Raw genomic sequence first — 20996 nt, forward strand, 5'->3', positions numbered from 1 at the left:
TGGAAGGTGAAACAACAAGGGCGCCGTTGGGCGCCCTTGTCTGCCCTGCAAGGGCGATACAGCTGCGGGCGTGCTTACTTGCCCAGCACGCCCTTCACGTAGGCGACGATGTCCGCGTCCTGGGCGTTGTCGAAGAACGCCTTCTGGAAGCGCTCGCCACCGACGGCCTGCTTCACCAGCTCCGGGTCGATCGCCTTCAGGCCTTCGATGAAGTCCTTCGAGGCGCCCTGCTTGACCTGCGCCAGGATGCCGGCATTGGCCATCTGCGATTCGCGACGCTCGGCCGGGTAACCCTGGCCGCGCTCACCGGCGAACGCCTTCTCGAAGATGTAGCGGATGTTGATTTCCGCGCCCCAGCCGAAGCCCTTGGCGAACGGCAGCGACAGCGCGTTGCCGCTGTTGACCTGGGCGAACAGGAACGCGTCGGTCGGCTCGATGCAGTAGCCGCAGAACACGCCCGGCCATGCGTTGAGCGACATCAGCGCGCCCTGGCCGGTACCGCAACCGGCGACGACGAAGTCCACGGCCTTGGAATTCAGCAGCAGCGCCGCGCAAATGCCCAGGTGGATGTAGGTCAGGCGGTGGTCGTTGTCACCGTCCATGCCGACGTTGAACACGGTGTGGCCCTGCGCGGCAGCCACCGTGTTGAGCTGTTCCAGCACCACCGGGTTCTTGGCGGCCTGGCTGAACTCCTGCATCAATGCGATTTTCATTGCGGAACTCTCTATTCAGTACGGGATTGCATGAAGCGTGCACGGCGGCGGCCGGCACGCGGGAAACGGGAATCAGCGCGCCAGCCAGCCACCATCGACCGGGATGATCGCGCCATTGACGTAGTCCGAGGCGCTGGACGCCAGGAACACGGCGGTGCCGCCGAGGTCTTCCGGCTTGCCCCAGCGACCGGCCGGGATGCGATCCAGGATCGCCTTGTTGCGGTCTTCATCGGCGCGCAGCTGCGCGGTGTTGTCGGTGGCCATGTAGCCCGGGGCGATGGCGTTGATGGTCACGCCCTTGCCGGCCCATTCGTTGGCCAGCAGGCGGGTGATGCCGGCGATGCCGCTCTTGGAAGCGGTGTAGGACGGCACCCGCACGCCGCCCTGGAAGGACAGCATCGAGGCGATGTTGATGATCTTGCCGCTGCCCTGGGCGATGAAATGCTTGCCGGCGGCCTGCGACATGAAGAACGCAGACTTGATGTTGACGTTCATCACGTCATCCCAGTCCTTCTCGCTGAAGTCCACCGCGTCGGCGCGACGGATCAGGCCGGCGTTGTTGACCAGGATGTCCAGCCGGCCGAGGCCGGCGAGGGTTTCGGCCACCACCCGCTCGACCGGCTCGATGCTGATCAGGTTGGCCTCGATATTGAGGAAGCGCCGGCCCAGCGCACGCACCTTCTCGGCGGTTTCATCGGCCGGCACGATGCCCGCGCCGGCGATGTCGGCGCCGGCGGCGGCCAGTGCCAGCGCGATGCCCTGGCCCAGGCCGGTATTGGCGCCGGTGACCAGCGCGACCTTGCCTTCAAGACTGAATGGATTCGTCATGGTGTTCCTCTCCCTGAAGCGGTGGTTCGGGTTCGTGATGCCGGCGGGGTCGCCGGAGGGGGTGCGCCGGCATTGCAGCCGCCGGTGCGGGCGTAGGCCAGGGCCTGACGGTGAGGTTCCGGCCCGTTCGCGGCCATTCTAGCCAATTATGGAAACCGGTGTCATTTTGCAGCGCAAGATCGCACAAATCCATTGAAAACAAACTGTTGGGGGTTCAGTCCTGCGGCGGCTGGCAGGAATCGCGCACGATCAGGTGCGGACGCACACTGGCCATCGGCAGCGGGCTGTGGCCCTCGGGCTGGATCAGCATCGCGGCCGCTGTTCTCCCGGTGTCACGGGTATTGCGGCGCACCGAGGTCAGCGACGGCCACAGCCGCGAGGCCAGCGGGCTGTCGTCGTAGCCCACGATCGACAGTTCCCGGGGAATGCTGATGCCGGCGCGCATGGCCACCTTGTACACGCCGGCGGCCATTTCATCGTTTCCGGTGAAGATCGCGGTCGGTCGCTGTTTGCCCAGCAACAGCTTCTCGGCCGCGGCCACACCCGATTCGAAGGTGTAGCCGGCCTCGATGATGCGCGCCGGCGGCAGTTCGATGCCGCGGTTGTGCAGGGCCTCGATGAAGCCGGCGGTGCGTTCATGCGCCGAGCGGTAGGCGGTCGGGCCGGTGATCAGCGCGATGTCGCGATGGCCCAGCGAGAGCAGGTAGTCGGCCGCTTCGGCCGCGCCATCGCGGTCGTGGGTGATCACCATCTGCGAGGTGTCATCCAGCGGCAGTGCGGCGATGCGGGTGAAGCGGCAGCCGATCTCCTCGAGCATGTCCGCCAGCGCCTGGTCTTCGGAGGCACGCGGGACCAGGATCACCCCATGCAGCTTCTGCTGCTGCACGAAACGCTTCACGCCTTCGATATAGCCGGGACTGCGCGTATCGCACGGATGCACCACCAGCTCGAAGCTGGAGCCGCGCAGCGCGTCCAGCGCACCGTTCTGCATGTCCACCACGTACTGCGCGGTGGGGTTGTCATAGACCATGCCGATCAGGAACGAGCGCCGGAACGCCAGCCCTCGGGCCAGCGGATCGGGCGCGTAGCCGACCTCGCGCATCAGCGCCTCGACCTTGTCGCGGGTGTCTTTGCGCACCAGCGGCGAGTTGTTGATGATCCGGGACACCGTCTTTTTGGAAACCCCGGACAGCCGCGCGATGTCATTGATCGTGGCGGGTCGTCCTACCGGGCGGGAGGTGGGGTCGGTGTCGGCTTTCTTGCGCAAGGCGATGTCCTTGAAACCGTTCAATACAGGCATTCTAGCGATCCGCGTTCAATCAAGAGCGCGGTAGCGGAACTGGCGGAAGTGCACCTTGCCGTCCCCCGCGGCGTAGATCGCCGGCTTCAGGGCAAGGAAGCCACCGGAGACATTGTGATGGTAGCCGGAGACTTCCATCTGAACGGGATACTTTTCCCAGTTCGTACCGTCGCGGGAACTGTGCACGGTGAGGATATGGCGGTTGTTGGTGACCCGCAGCCACAGCTTGCCGCCGGTGGCACTGGGCCGGGGCCGGGTGGGGCGCTCATCGCCGTAGCGGTGCAGGATGAAATCCTCGCCGTTGCTGCCGACCCCGGCATACAGGCGGTCGCTGTAGAACAGCAGCGCGCCGCCGAAGGCGCCCGGTTCGATCTCCATTTCCACCTCGAACTGGTAGGCCACATCCCCGGCGATGGCGGTCAGCGGCGAGGCATCGCGCGGGGTGCGGCCCTTGCCCTGCAGGGTCAGGCCGTCCTTGCCGAAGCCCAGCCGCTGGTACTCGTCCTGCGCCGGGTTGAAGAACGACCACTGCGCGCCGAGCGTGTCGCCGCGGAAGTCGTCCGACAGCGCCATGCCATGCGCCTGCGACTGGCCGGCCGGCTTGGCCAGCGGACGGGCCAGATCGCCGCCCTTGGCCACGAACCAGCCGTCCTTTGTCCATTCGATAGGCTCCAGCAGCATCTGCCGGCCCAGCGTCCAGTAACCGTTCTCGTAGCCGTGATAGACCATCCAGTCGCGGCCGTCCGTGCCTTCGACAATCGTGGCGTGGCCGCGCGACCACCACGGCTCGGCGCGGCTGACGGTGCGCGTGATCGGATTGTGCGGCGAGTTCTCCCACGGCCCGTGGATCGAACGCGAACGCGCGGTGATCACCATGTGCCCGGTCGGCGGGCCGGCGGTGCCGCCCACCGCGGTGGTCATGTAGTACCAGCCGGCGCGGAAGCTGATCTTCGGGCCTTCCTGGGCGTAGGCTTCCACGTCCCAGCTTTGCGGATAACGCCAGCCGTCATAGACGTGCTTCGGTTGCCCGACCACGCTCAGGCCGTCGTCGGCCAGCTGCACGTAATCACCGCCGGACAGGAACAGGTAGCGCTTGCCGTCTTCGCCCACCGCGTGGCCCGGGTCGATGTACTTGCCCAGGCCGATCTCGACCGGCTCGCTCCACGGGCCGCGGATGTCATCGGCCCACACCACCCAGTTGCTGCGCAGGTTGCCTTCGGTGCCGCCCACGCGCGCCGGGAAATAGATGAAGTAACGGCCCTGGTGCTTGACGATGTCCGGCGCCCAGATCGAGCCGACATTCGTGCGGATCGCATGGCCCAGCGGCTGCCAGTTCACCAGATCGCGCGAGTGCCAGATCGGCAGGCCGGGATAGGCATCGAACGAGGACAGGGTGAGGTAGTAGTCGTCACCATCCTTGAGCACCGACGGATCGGGACGGTCGCCGGCCAGTACCGGATTGAGGAAACTGCCATTGCCCAGATCGGCCTGGCGCTGGTGTTCGATGCCGCGCTTCCAGGGGGAGGGCGCCTCCTGGGCCAGCGCCGGGGCGGCGGCCAGCAGGCAACCGAGGGCCAGCGCGGCCAGGCTACGGGTCACGTTCATTCTCTTCTCCACAGGCAGGGGGCCGGGGCCCCCGATCATCAGACAGCCGGAACGGTGCGCCCGCAGGCACGCCCGCCCCGTCGTTGCATCAGCTGCGCAGCAGCGCCGGCAGCCACAGCGACATGCCGGGGAACAGCGTCACCACCAGCAGCACCGCCAGCCCGGCCAGCCAGAACGGCCAGATGGTCTTCATGCTTTCACCGACGCTGATCTTGCCGATCGCGGTGCCGATGAACAGCACCGAGCCCACCGGCGGCGTGACCAGCCCCAGGCCACCGGTCAGCACCAGCACCAGGCCGAAGTGGATCGGATCGATGCCATAGGCCTTGGCCACCGGCAGGAAGATCGGCGTGCAGATCAGGATCAGCGGCGCCAGGTCCATGAAGGTGCCCAGCAGCAGCAGCATCACCACGATCATCAGCAGTACCGCGTACTTGCTGTGGGCGAAGGACTGCAGGAACTCCACCGCGGCGGCCGGCACCTGCAGGTAGGCCAGCAACCAGCCGAACACGGCGGCGGTGGCGATCACGAACAGGATCACACCGGTACTGCGTGCGGCATGCACCACCGTTTCCATGAACTCCTTGATGCGCAGCTGGCGGTACAGCACGGCGGTGACCAGCAGCGCGTAGACCACCGCGATCGCCGCCGATTCGACTGCGGTGAAGATGCCGGCGCGGATGCCGAAGAAGATCAGCCCCACCAGCCCCAGGCCGGGCAGGGCGGCGATCAGGCGGGTGAACACCGCACGCATGCCCGGGAACGGCTCCACGCCGTAGCCGCGGCTGCGCGCCACCGCATAGCCGGTGACCATCAGCACCACGGTCATCAGCAGCGCCGGCACGATGCCGGCCGCGAACAGGTCGGCGATGGACAGGCCGCCGCCGGCCGCGGCCGAGAACAGGATCAGGTTGTGCGAGGGCGGCACCAGCAGCGCCACCAGCGCCGCAGTGATGCTGACGTTGACCGCGAAGTCGCGGTCGTAACCGCGCTTGACCATCTGCGGGATCATCGTGCCGCCGACCGCCGAGACATCGGCGATGGCCGAACCGGAGACACCGCCGAAGAACAGCGAGGACAGGATCGAGACCTGGCCCAGGCCGCCGCGCAGGCGCCCGACCAGCGAGGAGGCCAGCGCGATCAGGCGCTCGGAGATACCGCCGCGCATCATGATTTCACCGGCGAAGATGAACAGCGGAATGGCGATCAGCGAGGCCGAACCGGTACCGGCGGAGATCTGCTGCACCAGCACGATGCTGGGCAGGTCCAGGTACAGCAGGGTGGCCAGCGAGGCCGCGGCCAGCGCATAGGCCACCGGCACGCCGATCAGCAACAGCACGCCGAACACGGCAAACAGGATTGCGATACCCATGGTTCAGCGGTCTCCTTCAACAGCGGCGGCGGCCATGGCCACGTCCACGCGCAGCGACAGCAGCAGGCGGTTGAGCGCGAACACCGCCATCAGCGCCCCGCCGAGGCTCAGCGGCAGGTAGTTCACGCTCTGCGGCAACGCGGCGCCAGCAGTCTTGATGTGCAGGCCGTCGCTCCACAGCAGCCAGCCCCAGACGGCGATGAAACCGCCGATGGTGGCGATGATCAGCGGCACCAGCGCCTCGACCAGGCGCCGGAACAGCGGGTTCATGTGCTCGGCCAGCAGGTAGAAACCGAAGTGGCGGTTGGTGTGCACGCCGGCGGCGGCGCCCATGCTCATCGTCGTGCTCAGCAGCAGCAGCGTCACCGGCTCGGTCCAGCTGGGCGAATCGTTGATCACGTAGCGGGCGAACACCTGCCAGCCCTGCACCACGACCAGCCCGAGCAGGGCGAGCACGGCGATATGGATGACCACCGTGGCCAACTGCTCGAGCAGCTTCTGCGGGCCGGTCAGGATCGGAGTTGCGTTGGAATCGGACATCAGGACGGACCTCAGGCGAAATCGCGGATGCGGCGGTGGAGGGCGGCGATCTCCGGCTGCTGCAGGTACTGCCGCAGCAACGGCGCGGCCGCCGCACGGAAGGCCGCCATATCCACCGCGTTGGTCTCCACTCCAGCCGCCAGCACCGCCTGCCGCGCCTTGTCCTCGGAGGCGTCCCAGGCGCTGCGCATCTGCTGCACCGACTGCCGCGCCAGCTCCAGCAGCAGGCCACGGTCGGCCGGGCTCAGCGCCTCCAGGCTGCGGCGCGACATCAGCAGGATGTCCGGCGCGTAGGAGTGCTCGCTCTGCGACCAGTAGCGGGCCGCCTCGAAATGGCGGCTGGAATGGAAGCTGCGCATGTTGTTCTCGGCGCCGTCGATCATGTGCGTCTCCATGCCGGAGAACGTGTCGCCCAGCGACATCGGCGTCGGGTTGGCGCCGAACAGGCGCATCAGCTGCAGGAAGATGTCCGAGCTGGCCACCCGCAGCTTCAGCCCGTGCAGCTGCCTGGGCTCCACGATCGGATGCTTGGTGTTGTAGAAGGAGCGCGCGCCGCAGTCGTAGATCGCCAGCCCGACCAGATCGCGGCTCTCGAAGCCGCGCAGCACGTCCTCGGCGATGCCGCTGTCCAGCGCGTGGCGCATGTGCGCGACCGAGTCGAACACGTACGGCAGGCACAGCGCGCGGGTCAGCGGGAAAGCGTTGTTGAGCGCGCCCGAATACACCCGGGTGATGTCGATCGCGCCGAACCGGGCCATGTCGATGGCCTCGGACTCGCGGCCGAGCTGGCCGGAGTGGTACTGGTTCAGGCGCAGCCGGCCGCCGGTATGCAGTTCGAGCTGCTGGCCGATCCATTTGACCGCGGTGACCGTGGGGTAGTCGGCCACATGCACGTCGGTGGCGGTCAACAGCTGGCCGCCACGGCCGGCATTGCCGCCGCCGGCCGAACACGCCCCCAGCAGCGGCGCGGCCAGCGCGCCCAGGCCGGTGGTGAGAAAACCTCTGCGAGTGATCATTGCGCCCTCCGCGCGTACCCGCTGTACGGACCGGTCAGCCGGCCGCCACAGCCTTGCAGGAAATATCGCCATGGCCTTCAAAGCGGATCACCGCCTGCTGGCCCACCGCGATGTCATGGATGCCGGTGGCATTGCCGGTGGCGATCAGCTCGCCCTTCTTCAGCGGCCGCCCGCGCCTGGCCGAACGCGACAGCGCGAACGCATAGGCCGCGCGCAGCCCTCCGGGCAGGTTACCCGCGCCGCCGGTGCCGACCACCTCACCGTCGATCTCGGTGCTGGCACGCAGCTGCGATTCGTCCAGCGCCGTCCAGTCGGGAATCTCCGCCGCCAGCACCAGGCCATTGTTGTTGCCGAAATCCGACACCACCACCCGCGGGCCGAGCTGGTTGATCGTGGCCAGCGGGCTGCTGGCCACTTCCACGCCGATGAACATCCGTGCCGGCAACGCCGCCGCTTCCTCCGGCGTCCACTCCAGCTTGTCTGCCGGGGCATCGGCCTGCAGCTGCAGCACGTACTCGGCCTCGACCGCGGCAAAACCGCCGGCGCCGGAAAACACCGGAATGTCGTTGATGCCACCGGTAGCATTCCAGAGATGGCGCGAGAACACCGGGCCCAGCAGGCGCTCGTCACCGGACCCATCGCGGCGCTCCGGCGCGATGAAACCGACCTTCCAGCCCACCACCGCATCGTCCCAGCGGGCGATGGCCAAGTCCTGCACCCGGTAGGCGGTGACCAGATCCTCCGGGATCTCGCCCGGGAAGTCCGGAAGCGATGCGCCGCTGCGGCGGGCATCGACAAAGCTGCGGGCAATAGCGTCCAGCCCTGCGGTCTGCGGGTCCTGGCTGTCCTGGTCGTTGCTCAAGTGAGTCTCCTGATGGCTTTGCTGCACCGCGCATCGACAGTGCCGTGACTGGCTGTATATGGTAAACCGGTGTCATCTGGCAATGTGCAGTGCACCAGACCCGCCCGTTCCCTCCTTGCATGCCTCCCTCGATGCCGAACCGGAAACTCCCCAAACCCTTGCATTCAAAGCGTCTTGCGACTGTTCTGGCTTTTCTGTGGTCAATTCCGGGACTGGCCGCGGCCACCGAACCGGAGCCGGGATCGGCCGACCGGATCGCGCTGTGGTCACAGGAGGTGCCACCGGGAGACAAGCCGCTGCCGCAAGCACCGCGCATCGTCGAGCGCAGCACCGATCCGGCGCTGCCGGACCGCTATATCGACCATGTCAGCGCGCCCTATCTGGTGGCCTACCGACCGGCCCGGCCCAACGGCAGCGCGCTGCTGGTGATCCCCGGTGGCGGCTACCAGCGGGTGGTGCTGGACAAGGAGGGCACCGCGCTGGTGCCGGCGTTCGTCGAACAGGGCGGGATGACCCTGTTCGTGCTGCGTTACCGGCTGCCCGGCGAAGGCCGCGCCGACCGCGAGGCGGCACTGGCCGATGCGCAGCGCGCGCTGCGGCTGATCCGCCACCGCGCCGGCGACTGGGGCATCGACCCGCGGCGGATCGGGGTGATGGGGTTTTCCGCCGGTGGCCACCTGGCGGCGCGGCTGGGCAACGGCTTCGATACGCCGGTATACCCGGCCACCGATGCCATCGACACGGTCAGCGCCCGGCCGGATTTCCAGCTGCTGGTCTATCCGGTGATCGACATGGAAGGGCCCGACAGCCATGCCGGCTCGCGCGAACGGCTGCTCGGTGGCGCCGATACCCCTGCACTGCGGCAGCGCTATTCGATGCAGCAGCAGGTCAGCGCAAGCACACCGCCGACCTTCGTGCTGCACGCCGCCGATGACGAGGTGGTGCCGGTCGGCAACAGCCTGCTGTTCTACCACCGCCTGCAACAGGCCGGCATCCCCAGCGAAATGCACCTGTTCCCGCGGGGTGGACATGGCTTTGGCACGCGCGGCACAGCCGGCCTGACCACCGCCGTCTGGCCGCAGCTGGCGCTGGCCTGGATCGCCGCACAATCGCCGGAGGCGAACCGATGAGCACGACCTCTTCTCCCCCGGCCCCGGCCCGGCGCGACTTCCTGCGCCGCAGCGCGCTGCTGGGTATCGCCGCCGGTCTGGGCAGCCCCGCCCTTGCAGGCACGCCGGCCAGCCCCAGCCCGATCGCACGGCTGCGCAGCGGCAGGGTCGCCGGGCAGACCGAGCAGGGCGTCCATGTATTCCGCGGCATTCCCTATGGCGGCGATACCGCACCGCGCCGGTTCCAGCCGGCGCTGCTGGAAGCACCGTGGCGTGGCATCCGCGATGCGCTCGATTACGGCCCGGCCGCACCGCAGGGCGGGAGCGAAGGTCCGGGCAGCGAGGACTGCCTCTACCTCAATGTCTGGACCCCGGCGCTGCGCGACGGCGGCAAGCGGCCGATCCTGTTCTATATCCACGGCGGCGCCTACAACAACGGCTCCGGCAGCGATCCGCTGTACGACGGCGGCAATCTTTGCCGGCGCGGCGATGTGGTGGTGGTCACCGTCAACCACCGCCTCAACCTGTTCGGCTACCTCTATCTGGCCCAGCTCGGCGACGAGCGCTTTGCCGACTCCGGCAACGTCGGCCAGCTGGATCTGGTGCAGGCGCTGCAGTGGGTGCGCCAGCACGCCGCGGAATTCGGCGGCGATGCCGGCAACGTCACCGTGTTCGGCCAGTCCGGCGGTGGCGCCAAGATCGCCACGCTGATGGCGATGCCGACCGCACGCGGTCTGTTCCACAAGGCGTGGACGATGAGCGGGCAGCAGGTCACCGCCGCTGGCCCGCGCGCGGCCAGCCAGCGCGCGCAGCAGGTGCTGGACCATTTCCAGGGTGATGCCGAAACGCTGCGGCGCCTGCCGATGGCGCAGCTGCTCGAAGCGGTGAAGCTGCGCGATCCCTCGCGCGTGGAGAACACCGCGCTGTACCTGGGGCCGGTGCTCGATGCCCGCAACCTGCCGGTACATCCGTTCTGGCCGCAGGCCCCCGCGCAGTCGGCCGGCATCCCGATGGTGATCGGCAACACCCGCGACGAGACCCGTGCCTTCCTCGGCAACGACCCCAAGCACCATGCGCTCAGCTGGGAAGAACTGCCGGCCAAACTGGAAACCCAGCAGTACGTCGACCTGCTGCCCTCGGTGGTGATCGCCGAATACCGGCGGCTGTACCCGCAATACACGCCCTCGGAGGTGTTCTTCGCCGCCACCACCGCCGGCCGCTCGTGGCGCGGCGCGGTCGAGGAGCTGGAAGCGCGTGCCCGGCAGGGCGCGCCGACCTGGGCCTACCAGCTGGACGGGTACGACCGCGACGGCGACGCCGCCGCGCTGCGCGCCTTCCACACGCTGGATATTCCGCTGGTGTTCCACAACAACGCCCAGCCCGGCTCGCGCACCGGCAGCGGGGCCGCGATGCAGCGGCTGTCCGACAGCATGAGCGACGCGCTGCTGGCCTTGGCCCGCACCGGCGACCCCAACCATGCCGGTCTGCCGCGCTGGGACCGCTACGGACTGGCACGCCGCCAGACCATGGTGTTCGACACGCCGAGCCGGCAGATGGACGACCCGCGCGGCGGCGAACGCCGGCTCTACCAGCAGGCCCCCTTCATCCAGCGCGGTACCTTCTGAGCCCGATCATGACCTTGCGACCGTGGCTGTTTTCTCTCGCCCTGGCGCTGACGCTGACGCCGGCAGTGGCCTGCGCCGCGCTGGATCCGTCCATCACCGAGCGGCCCACGCCCACCCCGATCCGCGCCAGCAAGATCGTGCTGGTCGGCGACTCCACCACGGCGGTGCAGGGCGGCTGGGGCCCGGCATTCTGCGCGCGCCACGTCAGCGCGTTCCTGAGCTGCGTGAACCTGGCCCGCGGCGGTCGCAGCAGTTACAACTACCGTGCCGAGGGTTCGTGGGACATCGCCCTGCAGGAGATGCGGCCCGGTGCCTACCGCGACGTGCATGTGCTGATCCAGTTCGGCCACAACGACCAGCCCGGCAAGCCGGGGCGCTCGACCGATCTGCAGCACGAATTCCCGGACAACCTGCGCCACTACGTGCGCGAGGTCCGCGCCGCCGGCGCCGTGCCGGTGCTGCTGACACCACTGACCCGGCGCCAATTCCGCGCCGGGGTGCTGATCGACGATCTGGCGCCGTGGGCCGACGCCACCCGCCGCGTCGCCGCCGAGCTGGACGTGCCGCTGGTGGATCTGCACGCGCGCAGCACGGCGGCGGTGCAGGGCATGGGCCCGGTGCAGGCGATGCGCTTTGCCCAGGCGCCGGCGTTGCCGGTCCAGGTCAGCGCGGCGCAGGCCGGCACCACCATCGGCGCGCCGCCAGCACCCGGTACGCCGGCGCCCGGCGGGGTCGATGCCAACGCGATCGAGCCGATGGGCCAGGCCAAGATCGCCTTCGACTACACCCACCTCGGTCCGGAAGGCGCCGGCTTCTTTGCGGCAATGGTGGCCGACGAGCTGGCGCAGCAGGTGCCGGCGCTGCGCCGCAACCTGATCCCCTGAGCCCGGCCGGACGCGGCCTCGGCACATGGCGTTAACCGCGCTGCCCTAGACTCGGCGCATGCGTGATGACCTCGACCGCTACCCGCCGTTCCCGGGCCGCCAGCGCCTGCTGGCCGCGCTCGACCAGGCCATCCAGCAGCCCGATATCGCGGCGATCACCCACAGCGTGCAGCAGGTGCTGCGCGAGGCGATCGCCGACGACCAGATCGTCCTGCCGGCGGGCGTGCACGAGCCCGTCCACGATCACTACGCCCGCCGCGAGCTGTATCGCAGCGCGGCGCACGGTTACAGCGTGGTGGCGATGACCTGGGGCCCGGGGCAGGCGACCCCGCTGCATGACCACAGCGGGCTGTGGTGCGTGGAAGGCGTGTGGAACGGCATGCTGCAGATCACCCAGTACGCGCTGCAGGCGCAGGCCGGCGAGCGGTTCCAGTTCCGGGCCGGGCGCGGGCTGCTGGCCGGACGCGGCAGCGCCGGCTGCCTGATCCCGCCGCACGAGTACCACACCATCTGCAACCCGAGCCCCGATCAGATCGCGGTGTCGGTGCACGTCTACCAGCAGGTGATGGAGCGCTGCACGGTGTTCCTGCCCGATCCGGCCCACCCGCACTGGTATCTGCGCGAAACCCGCGATCTGCAGACCGAGGCGGACCAGCCGCCGCAGGCCATGCCGCGCGACACGCCGGTGGCCATCAGCGGCTGAGCGCAGCGGCCGGCGCCCGAACCGCTCAGGTCCGGGCGCCAGGCAGCGGCGATCAGTGCAGCGGCAGGCTGTTGTTCAGCGCCGTCACCTCGGCCACCTCGCCGTCCTGCAGCACCTGCACGCGCGCCCCTGCGCGCACGAAACCGGCCGGTAACGGCAGCTGCACGGTCACCGTCTTGGGCAGCAGATCACTGGGCGCCGGCAGTGCCGGAATCACCGCCCGCGCCACTTCCCGGTCGCGGGCATCGCGCACCACGGCCACGCCGGGGACGGTGGCGACATGGCCCAGGCTGTGCACGGTCAGATGCAGCGTGTCGCCTTCGATGCGCAGATCGCCGCGGCCGATGCCCAGATCGGCACGCCCGCTGACCGGGGTGCCGGCCTGGATCCGTTCGAACTCGAAACGCTGGGTCTTGCCCGGCACGAATTCCAGTGGCGTGGCCATGCTCTTTTCGAAATCGATCTCACGCAGCTGCACCCGCCCGTCGATGCGGCCGTCGCCATCGGCATCGATGCCGCTGCGCACCTGCCAGCGGCCGGCGGCCACGTTCCAGCCGGTCATCTGCACCGCCTGCTTGCGGCCGCTGAGGTTGTAGGCGGTGACGCTGAAGCGCTCGGGCGAGGGCGCGTCCACCAGCAGCGCGACCTGCTCGGCGGCGGCAGCGTCGGCAAAGCTCCAGCTCACCGTGTGCCCCGGCCAGCTCTGGTTGCGCTTCAGCGCGATACCGCCCAGCCGCGCGCGCTGCAGGAACTCGCTAGGCGCCTCGACCCGGTCACTCCACCAGTGGCCTTCGGTGTTCATGTATTCGCGCTGCGCCTTGGCCTGGATGCCCTCGGCGTGCAGCTGCTCCAGGTACCGGGTGTCGCCGGTGAGCTGCCAGGCGGTCACGCTGGCGAAGCCGCCGCCACCGTTGTCGGCCTCGGTGATCAGCTGCTTGCCCCAGTCCTGTTCGCGGCCCAGCACCTGCACGAGGTTCTCGCCCAGGTTGGACAGCGCGCCGGGGCCACCACGCTGCACGCGGTAGTCCAGCCCCTGCAGATATCTGTCGTCACCACTCCAGCGCCACGCGGCCCAGAACGTGTGCATCACATCGCCACTGCCCGAGCCCTGGTTCAACTCGCCGCCACGGGTCTGCCCGGTCGCCCAGTTGATTTCATTGGGCAAGGTGAAGCGGCCCTTGTCGTCGGTGTAGGCGTGCGCCAGCCAGCTGTCGGCCAGGCCGGTGACCAGCTTGCGACCGGTCGGATCGGCGTTGTACTCGCCGATCAGGAAGGCCGGATGCAACGCCGGGAACGAGTACGGCTTCTGCCACTGCCAGTTCGGCTCGCGGTAGACCTTGTTGCCGCCGAACCAGTTGCTGGAAAACAGCAGGTGGCCCTGCGGATTGGGCAGAATGATGCGCTCGTCGAAGGCCTTGACCGTTTCCATCAGCCGTTCGACGGTCAGCGGATCGCCCCAGTTGAGGTAGAGCATCGCGCTGTTGGCGTTGATGCCTTCCTCGTAGGAATGTAGCTCGTCGGTCTCGATCGTGCTCAGGCCGTTGGCGAACATGCCGTTGCGGTAGATCGCATCGGACAGCGCGGTCAGCGAGGCGTTGAGCTTGTCCGGCTGCACGCCCATCAAGGCCAGTCCCGGCCACTGCTGCACCAGGTCCGAATCATCGGACAGGCCACCGCCGAAATCGCCATAGGCGACCTGGCGGTTCTCGATCCACCAGTCGATGAAACGGCGCACGTACTTGAGGTCTTCGGTCTGCCGGAACGCCCACAGCGGCACGCCCTTGGGCGCGGCCGGCTGCGCGAACGGCGGCTTGCCCTGGCTGTTGTAGCTGATGTAGTTCCAGTACAGGCGGCCCAGTTCGTGGTCCGGATCCACCCGCAGCAGGTCGCTCAGATCCGCATAGACGCGCGCGTACAGGCGCTGGCGCTTGGAGGTGGTGTGCTCCTCGACCAGGAAACCCCAGTTGTCGCGTACCTGGTTGAAGCGGTCGGCCACGTGTTCACCGAGCGCCTGCTTGCGGTCCTTGAATACAAGGCGTACTTCGCCACCATCCAGTGATGCGGCATTGAAGCCCGGTGCCGCCGAGGCCATCGAGATCCACAGGCTGTCGGCGGTGAGGATGCGGTCACGCAGGTCCAGCCACAGCGTGCGCTTCTGCCCGGGTTTGACCGAGACCGATACGTCGATCATGTCGCGCGCCGGCCAGATCGGGTCCTTGATGCGGATGTTCAGCGGGATCAGTCCGTCGTGCGTGGCCGGCAGGTCCAGCGCCGGAATGTCGATGGCCACCCCGTCCAGGCCGTCATGCATGTTCTCCCAGCTGTGCGCCCAGCTGCGGATCAGCGGCTGCGCGGCCGGTGCATCACCCACGCCGGAGGGAATCAGCACATGCACGATCGGCAGCGGATCGGCCGGCAAGGTGCCGGCGCCGCGCTTGCGTGCCCCGGCCCCCTTGGGCAGCGCCATCACCGTGCTGCGTTCGGCCTGTGGATAACGGCCGTCGATATACGCCCGCAGCGCGGCGATGTTGGTGTAATCGGGCAGCACGCTGCTGTCGATCAGGTAGCGCTGCTTGACCGTGCCTGCCGGCTCGGCGGCGTCGCTGACGTGGTAGCCCCAGATCTCCTGGATCGGCGTTTCCTGCTCGGTGTTGCGGAAGTGCAGCTGACCGCCGCGCTGCGCGGCGAAGCTGTCGACACTGCGCACCACGCCCTGCGGACGGGTGAACAGCGTTCCGGCGGTGCCAGCCAGGGTGCCGAATGCGGCGCCGCGGATCTCCACCCGGTTGATGGTTTCACCGTCGGGCACGGTCAGGTCCAGCTGCTGGCCGCCCTCGACATAGGTGTTCCAGTCCGGCAGCTGGAAATAGTCGTCACGCCCGGCCAACCGCGAGCGGTTGTAGACGCCCGGCCAGGTGGTCTCGGCGATACCGTCGGTGCCTTTCCACATCCACTGTTTGAGGTCCTTGACGTCGGCAAACTCGACCTTGCGGATCGTCGTGGTCGACGCGGCAAGCGCCGGTGGCGGCGCGCCTTCCCAGCCGTGACGATGCCACCAGCTGCGCTGAGAGGGCGCGACGGTGGGCGCCACAGGCGGTTCGGCATGGCGAGCGAGGGCGGCCACCGCCTCGCCATCGAGCAGGCGGTCGTAGACGCGGATCTCGTCGAAGTCGCTGCCACGCAGGAAGTTGTAGCGGCTCTGCACCTGGTAGGGCGCCATCACCCGCCCGGCCAGGCCGAGCTGGTCCAGCGCCGCATCGTAGTCGCCGGTGGTCTGCGCACGCGCCACTTCCTTGCCATCGACAAAAAGTTTGACGCCGTGGTCTTCATCCCAGCCGAAGGCGATGTGCTGCCACTGCTGTGGCGACGGGTTTTTATCCAGCTTGAACGAGACGCGGGTGCGCGCCAGGTTGGCGTCGGTGACGAACGCATCGAAGCCGTGGCCGTTCCAGTCGATGCGCAGCCAGGCCATGTCCCAGCTGCTGTGGTCGGCATAGCCGACGCGGAAGATCACGAACGGCGCCTCGCCCACGGCATAACGCGAACGCCAGAAGAACGACAGCGTGCCGCGCTGGGCGTGGATGTTGCCCGGCGCATTCCACGACAGCACGCCATCATCGGCCCACTCGATCGCGCTGCCCCGCGCGCCGTCGGCGACGATCTTCACCTTGTCCTGGAAGTTGGGGGTGGCATCGCCCGCGGCGCGATCGGCGACAAATCCCTCATCGGCGGACACCTGGAACAACAACTGGGCCGGTGCCGCCCATGCCGTGGGCGCCTGCAGCAGCATGCCCAGCGCACAGGCCAGAAGGGAGGGACGCAAACAAGTCTTCGGGTTCATCAGCTCACTCTTTCCACACATGTTTCTTCACTGCCGTCACTGCACCGCGGGTACCGGGGCGCCGTGCGGCGACACGCCCCAGCGCGCACGCCATGCCGGCCATTCGCTGCGCAGCAGTTTCTCCGGCCACACTCCATACCACGCATAGCCGACACGGCGCTCGTTGGGAATGGCCGCGAACTGCGCAACCTGCACGCCGTCACGATTGACGAACATCGGCTGCTGGTGCTGCAGGTCGTAGAACCGCGCCCACAGCGATGCGCCGGGCCGTTGCACGATCCGCACATCGCGTCCGCTTTCCTGTTCGGGCGCGTCGACCCTCTCCAGCGCCACATCCGGCAGCCGGTGCGCCTGCAACCAGCGTACGCCCGCCTCCACCGCGGCCACCTGTGCCGGTGAGGGATCGCGCTGGCGCATCAGCAACCGCAGCACCCCGACCGATTCGGCCACCGCCAGCGACGGCAGCTCGTAGGACCGCGCCTTGGCCGGCAGCAGCGTGACCTCGTCGTACTGCGCCGCCCAGAGGGTCGGCAGACCCTCGATGCGCACCTGGGTGGCCAGCACGCAGTCCAGCCCACGTGCCAGCGCGGCCTGTGCGGCGGAGCCGAACTCCGGCGCCAGCAGTGCCGCCTCATCGCGTGACTCGACGATGTCCTGCAGCAGCTCCAGCACCCGGGTCATGGCATCGTCGTTGAAGGTGATCTGGTGGCGGTAGAACGAACGGTCCGGGTAGTACTGCGGCCAGCCGCCGTTGGGATACTGCGCGGCCAGCAGATAGTTCACCCCGCGGCGCGCGGCCTGCAGATAGGCCGGGTTGGCGGTGCGGGCATGGGCCTGCAGCAGATAGCGGATCTCCGACGTGGTGGCCTTGTTGTCGAGCGTGGCATCGTCCTTGCGCCCGGGCGCGCGCAGCGCGTCACGTTCGACCGCGCTGAGCGGGCGACGGTAGTCCACCGCCTTGCCGCGGTAGTGCTTGGACCAGCCGCCGGAGGCGGTCTGCAGCAGCAGCATGGTCTCGGCCTGCGGATCGGTGGGGGCGGCCGCGTGCACGGTCGCGGCCGGTGTCAGCAGTGTCGCCAGCAGCAGAGCGCGGAGGAATCGAAGCACTGCATTCATCGGAAAGGTCTCCAGTCGCCCAGGATCCGCGCACGGGAGGCGCCGCCGGCGTGCGCCTCCGTCAGGGTGCGCAACCAGGGCACCCGCCCACGGCGGTCAGCGCCGGCGCCCTGGTTGCGGCACCCGGTGTCGGGCACCGCAGCCGGGGCGACAGACACCGGTAGCGGAAACACCCCCGGTGTCCCACACCGTCGCCACCGCAGCAGACCCGCGCGGCGCGGGCGCCTGCGCCGCGCGGCGGGCGCTTGCTCAGAACTTGTAGCGGGCACCGAGGTAGTACTGGCGGCCGGTGACGGTGTAGCGGTCGGCCAGCTGCAACGACGAATCGACGTAGCGGCTGTCCGGCGTATCGAGCAGGTTGATCGCCTCGAAGGTCAGCGAGAGCTTCTTGCTCAGGCGGTAGGACATGTTGAAGTCGACGTTGCGCACGCTGTCCTTGCCGGTCACATCGGCGGTGGTCAGCTGCTTGCCATCCAGGTCCCAGACGTTCTCGCGGCTGAGGATCTCGCCGATATAGCCGTCGCGGTAGCTGGTGGAGACACGCGCACTGAAGGTGCCGTCGTCGTAGTACAGGGTGGCGTTGTACGAGTTCGGCGACAGGTTGACCAGGTCGTTCTCGGTGAAGGTGGTGGTGACACTGGTGTTGCTGTTGGCCGCCGTGCTGAACATGTACTTGATGCTCGACTCGACGTGGGTGTAGTTCAGCTGGATGCCGAACTTGCCCCAGATGCCCGGCAGGAAGGTGAAGGGCTGCTGGTAGGTCAGCTCGTAGCCCTTCAGCGGGCCACCGGGGGTGTTGTAGTAGCTCTGCACGTTGAACAGCGTGTCGGCGGTGAAGCCGGCCGGCAGCAGATCCAGCGAGTAGCCCATGTCGCCCCAGGTGGTCAGCAGGCGGGTGCGCTGCACATAGCTTTCGATGTCCTTGTAGAACGCCGCCGCCGACAGCAGCGCGCCTTCGGCGAAGTACCACTCCGCGCTCAGGTCGTAGTTGGTCGAACGGAACGGATCAAGCTTGGGATTGCCCAGGTTGATGGCGAACACGCGGCCGTCGTCGAAGTAGCCGGTGGGGCCTCCGCTGACGCTGGGCGAGAGGTAGGCCAGAGTCGGCCGCGCCATCGTCTTGGCCGCGCCAAAGCGCAGCACCACGTTCTCGGCCACGTCCCAGGCCAGGTTCAGCGAGGGCAGCACGTCCTGGTAGCTGTGGTTGACGATCGAGCGCACCAGCGAGCGCTCGCCGGCCGCGGCGGTGGCACTGGCCACGCCGAAGAACGACTCGCAGTTGGCCGAGTTGTTGCCCGTCGTGGCTGCGTTGCACGGCGCCCAGCCCGAGGCGCTGATCTGCGTATCGACCACGCGCACGCCCAGGTTGCCGCGGAACGCGCGATCCAGCAGCTCGGTGTTGAAATCCAGCTGCAGGTAGCCGCCCAGGCTCTTTTCGTTGACCTCGAAGTTGTTGTTGGACGCGCCGAAGTGGCCAACACCGGCCAACCGGTAGTCGCCCCCCTGCACGCCTTTGTCGCAGTTGCAGTTGATGTCCAGCAGCGTGGCGATCTTGTCGAAATCCGGCACCAGCCAGCCGCTGGGCACATTGCCCGACAGGTTCTTGCCGAAGCCGGTCAGCGTGGTGCTCAGGTCGGCGATGCTCACCCCGGCCGGCAGCGCCTGGGCCAGGCGGCCGTAGCTGATGTGTCGGTACTCTTCCGACGCCATGTCGTAGTCCTTGTAGGCAAGGCCGGTACGCAGGGTGAAGGTCGGATTGAGGTTGAACTGCAGGTCGAGCTTGGCGGTGTCGAAGGCGTTGCTGACGTAGCTCGGATTCAGGCGCACTTCGCTGATGTTGCTGCCGCGCGAGGTGCCATTGCTGTTGACCGGCACCGCGCCGTAGCCCAGCCACGACCACGCCGCCGGATCATTGAGCGCGAACGGCAGGGTCATGGCCGGCATGTCGCCGCCGTTGCGCATGTCCATCACGAAGCCGTCGATGTTGCTGTTGTCGAAGCTGACCAGCGAGAACACCGGGCGCTCGTAGTCGGAGCGGGAATGGCCGACCTGCGCTTCGAGCTTCACCGCGTCGTTGAAGTGGTGGTCCAGGTTCAGGCTGTACTGCTGGAATCGGGTCGATTCCTGGATCTGGCTGGACTCGGTGCGGAAGTCGACGTTGTCGAACACGCCATAGACCAGCCGGTTCTGCGCATCCACCTCGGCCTCGCGCACCACGATCTGGGTCTTGCCGCCGAGGTTGGCGGCACGGTGCAGGTTGGCGCCGAGCGAATCCTCGCGCTGGTCCTTGTCCAGCTGCGAGTACATCGCATCGAAGCTGAGCAGGGTGTCGTCGGAAACCTTGAACTGCAGCGCGCCGGTGACGCCCAGTCGCTCGATCTCGTGCGCGGTGCGGATATAGCGCGGGTAGCGCGGGATCCAGGCGTTGGTGGCGGTTTCGTAGGCGGCGATGTTCGCGGCGGTGGCCGTCGGGCGTGGCAGGCCGGTGCCGCAATGGGTGGCGCTGATGCCGTAGCTGCCCCAGCCGTTGTTGCGGTCCTGGTTGGCCTGGCTGCCGCTGCCGGCCGGGGTCTCGTTGGAGGCCGGATTGCGCGGCGTCTGCGGGTTGTAGCCCAGCGGTGAACAGAAGCCGTAGGTGCCGTTGTTGGCGGCGTTGGACTGGTTGGAGTTGCGGTGGTTGCCGTGCTCCCAGCGCACCGGGTTGTAGCCTTCCTCGTAGACGTTGCGCTTGCTGTAGGACGCCGACAGCAACGCGCCGAAGCGGTCATCGGCCCAGGTGTTGCTGATCAGCGCCGACACACGCGGGTCGTAGTCCCTGGCCAGCTCGCTGTATCCGGCCTGGGCGCTGGCCGAGGCCTGGAACCCGTCGAAATCGAACGGACGCGAGCCGCGCAGATCCACCGTCGAGCCCAACGAGCCTTCGTCCATCTGCGCCGACTGGGTCTTGTTGACCTTGACCTGGGAAAACAGCTCCGAGGCGAAGGTGTTGAAGTCGAAGCCGCGGCTGCGGTTGACGCCGCTGCTGCCGTTGCCGGCGGTGGCCAGCGCCTCCAGCCCGTTCAGGCGCACCCGGGTGAAGTCCGAGCCCAGACCGCGGATCGAGATGCGCTGGCCTTCACCGCCCTCGCGGTCGATCGACACGCCGGCGATGCGCTGCAGCGACTCGGCGAGGTTCTGGTCGGGGAACTTGCCGATGTCCTCGGCATAGATGGCATCGACCTGTTCGGTCGAATAGCGCTTCTCGTCCAGCGATTTCTGCAGGCTCTGGCGGTAGCCGGTGACGGTCAACCCGTCCAGTTCGGTCGGGCTGGCCGGCGCGGTGGCCTGCTGGGCCAGTGCGGCCGGGGTCGCCAGCACCGAAGTGATGGCGAGGGCAAGCAAGGTAACCGGTGTCTTTCTGATCTGGCGCATACGACGATCCATGTAATGGGCTCCTCCCCGGAGGGACTCGGTCAACGTGGCAACGAAGCAGGGGCGGTGGC

15 protein-coding genes are annotated in these 20996 nt (G+C 68.0%); 4 read left to right on the top strand and 11 right to left on the bottom strand.

The annotated features are described in order from the left end of the window. Positions 1-74: 74 nt before the first annotated feature. The 8 genes from ACVOMH_RS11050 to ACVOMH_RS11085 form a co-directional block, all read right to left on the bottom strand. Positions 75-713, bottom strand: a complete 639-nt coding sequence (locus tag ACVOMH_RS11050; RefSeq protein ID WP_054658441.1) for an RpiB/LacA/LacB family sugar-phosphate isomerase — start codon at positions 711-713, stop codon at positions 75-77. A gap of 72 nt (positions 714-785) precedes the next feature. Further along, positions 786-1541 carry a 2-dehydro-3-deoxy-D-gluconate 5-dehydrogenase KduD gene (gene kduD / locus ACVOMH_RS11055; RefSeq protein WP_054658439.1) on the bottom strand — a complete coding sequence of 252 codons (756 nt, stop codon included), beginning with the start codon at positions 1539-1541 and terminating at the stop codon, positions 786-788. Positions 1542-1755: 214 nt separating this feature from the next. Beyond that, positions 1756-2841, bottom strand: a complete 1086-nt coding sequence (locus tag ACVOMH_RS11060; protein WP_241772641.1) for a LacI family DNA-binding transcriptional regulator — start codon at positions 2839-2841, stop codon at positions 1756-1758. Between the two features lie 15 nt (positions 2842-2856). Further along, on the bottom strand, positions 2857-4446 hold the full coding sequence (locus ACVOMH_RS11065) for a family 43 glycosylhydrolase (RefSeq protein WP_054658437.1): 1590 nt from the start codon (positions 4444-4446) through the stop codon (positions 2857-2859). An 88-nt stretch (positions 4447-4534) separates the two neighbouring features. Continuing rightward, the gene (locus ACVOMH_RS11070; RefSeq protein WP_054658435.1) at positions 4535-5818 is read right to left on the bottom strand and encodes a TRAP transporter large permease; all 1284 of its coding nucleotides are present in this window, start codon (positions 5816-5818) and stop codon (positions 4535-4537) included. 3 nt (positions 5819-5821) lie between these two features. Then, a complete protein-coding gene (locus ACVOMH_RS11075; RefSeq protein WP_054658433.1) occupies positions 5822-6358 on the bottom strand; it encodes a TRAP transporter small permease in 537 nt (178 codons plus the stop codon). A gap of 11 nt (positions 6359-6369) precedes the next feature. Continuing rightward, positions 6370-7374, bottom strand: a complete 1005-nt coding sequence (locus tag ACVOMH_RS11080) for a TRAP transporter substrate-binding protein (RefSeq protein WP_057505712.1) — start codon at positions 7372-7374, stop codon at positions 6370-6372. Between the two features lie 34 nt (positions 7375-7408). Continuing rightward, positions 7409-8236: a 2-keto-4-pentenoate hydratase gene (locus ACVOMH_RS11085; protein ID WP_054660792.1), complete on the bottom strand. Its 828-nt coding sequence runs from the start codon at positions 8234-8236 to the stop codon at positions 7409-7411. 131 nt (positions 8237-8367) lie between these two features. Here ACVOMH_RS11085 and ACVOMH_RS11090 point away from each other — a divergent pair, with 131 nt between their 5' ends. The 4 genes from ACVOMH_RS11090 to ACVOMH_RS11105 are packed head-to-tail and all read left to right on the top strand — an operon-like array spanning position 8368 to position 12557. After that, on the top strand, positions 8368-9366 hold the full coding sequence (locus ACVOMH_RS11090) for an alpha/beta hydrolase (protein ID WP_057505713.1): 999 nt from the start codon (positions 8368-8370) through the stop codon (positions 9364-9366). After that, positions 9363-10970, top strand: a complete 1608-nt coding sequence (locus ACVOMH_RS11095) for a carboxylesterase/lipase family protein (protein ID WP_481551987.1) — start codon at positions 9363-9365, stop codon at positions 10968-10970. The genes ACVOMH_RS11090 and ACVOMH_RS11095 overlap by 4 nt, the downstream gene beginning before the upstream one ends. Before the next feature lie 8 nt (positions 10971-10978). Further along, a complete protein-coding gene (locus ACVOMH_RS11100; protein WP_481551988.1) occupies positions 10979-11854 on the top strand; it encodes a rhamnogalacturonan acetylesterase in 876 nt (291 codons plus the stop codon). 58 nt (positions 11855-11912) lie between these two features. After that, positions 11913-12557, top strand: coding sequence for a cysteine dioxygenase family protein (locus tag ACVOMH_RS11105; protein WP_481551989.1), 645 nt, complete (start codon positions 11913-11915; stop codon positions 12555-12557). 52 nt (positions 12558-12609) lie between these two features. Here the strand turns inward: ACVOMH_RS11105 and ACVOMH_RS11110 are convergent, their stop codons facing one another. The 3 genes from ACVOMH_RS11110 to ACVOMH_RS11120 all read right to left on the bottom strand — a co-directional run bounded on the left by ACVOMH_RS11110 (position 12610) and on the right by ACVOMH_RS11120 (position 20925). Next, the gene (locus ACVOMH_RS11110) at positions 12610-16347 is read right to left on the bottom strand and encodes a LamG-like jellyroll fold domain-containing protein (protein WP_481552035.1); all 3738 of its coding nucleotides are present in this window, start codon (positions 16345-16347) and stop codon (positions 12610-12612) included. 87 nt (positions 16348-16434) lie between these two features. Next, positions 16435-17514 carry a pectate lyase gene (gene pelA / locus ACVOMH_RS11115; RefSeq protein WP_481551990.1) on the bottom strand — a complete coding sequence of 360 codons (1080 nt, stop codon included), beginning with the start codon at positions 17512-17514 and terminating at the stop codon, positions 16435-16437. A 249-nt stretch (positions 17515-17763) separates the two neighbouring features. Further along, positions 17764-20925 (bottom strand): TonB-dependent receptor, encoded by a 3162-nt coding sequence (locus ACVOMH_RS11120; RefSeq protein ID WP_481551991.1) that lies wholly within the window; start codon positions 20923-20925, stop codon positions 17764-17766. Positions 20926-20996 lie beyond the last annotated feature (71 nt).

It is taken from the genome of Stenotrophomonas sp. STEN013, from assembly GCF_056760355.1.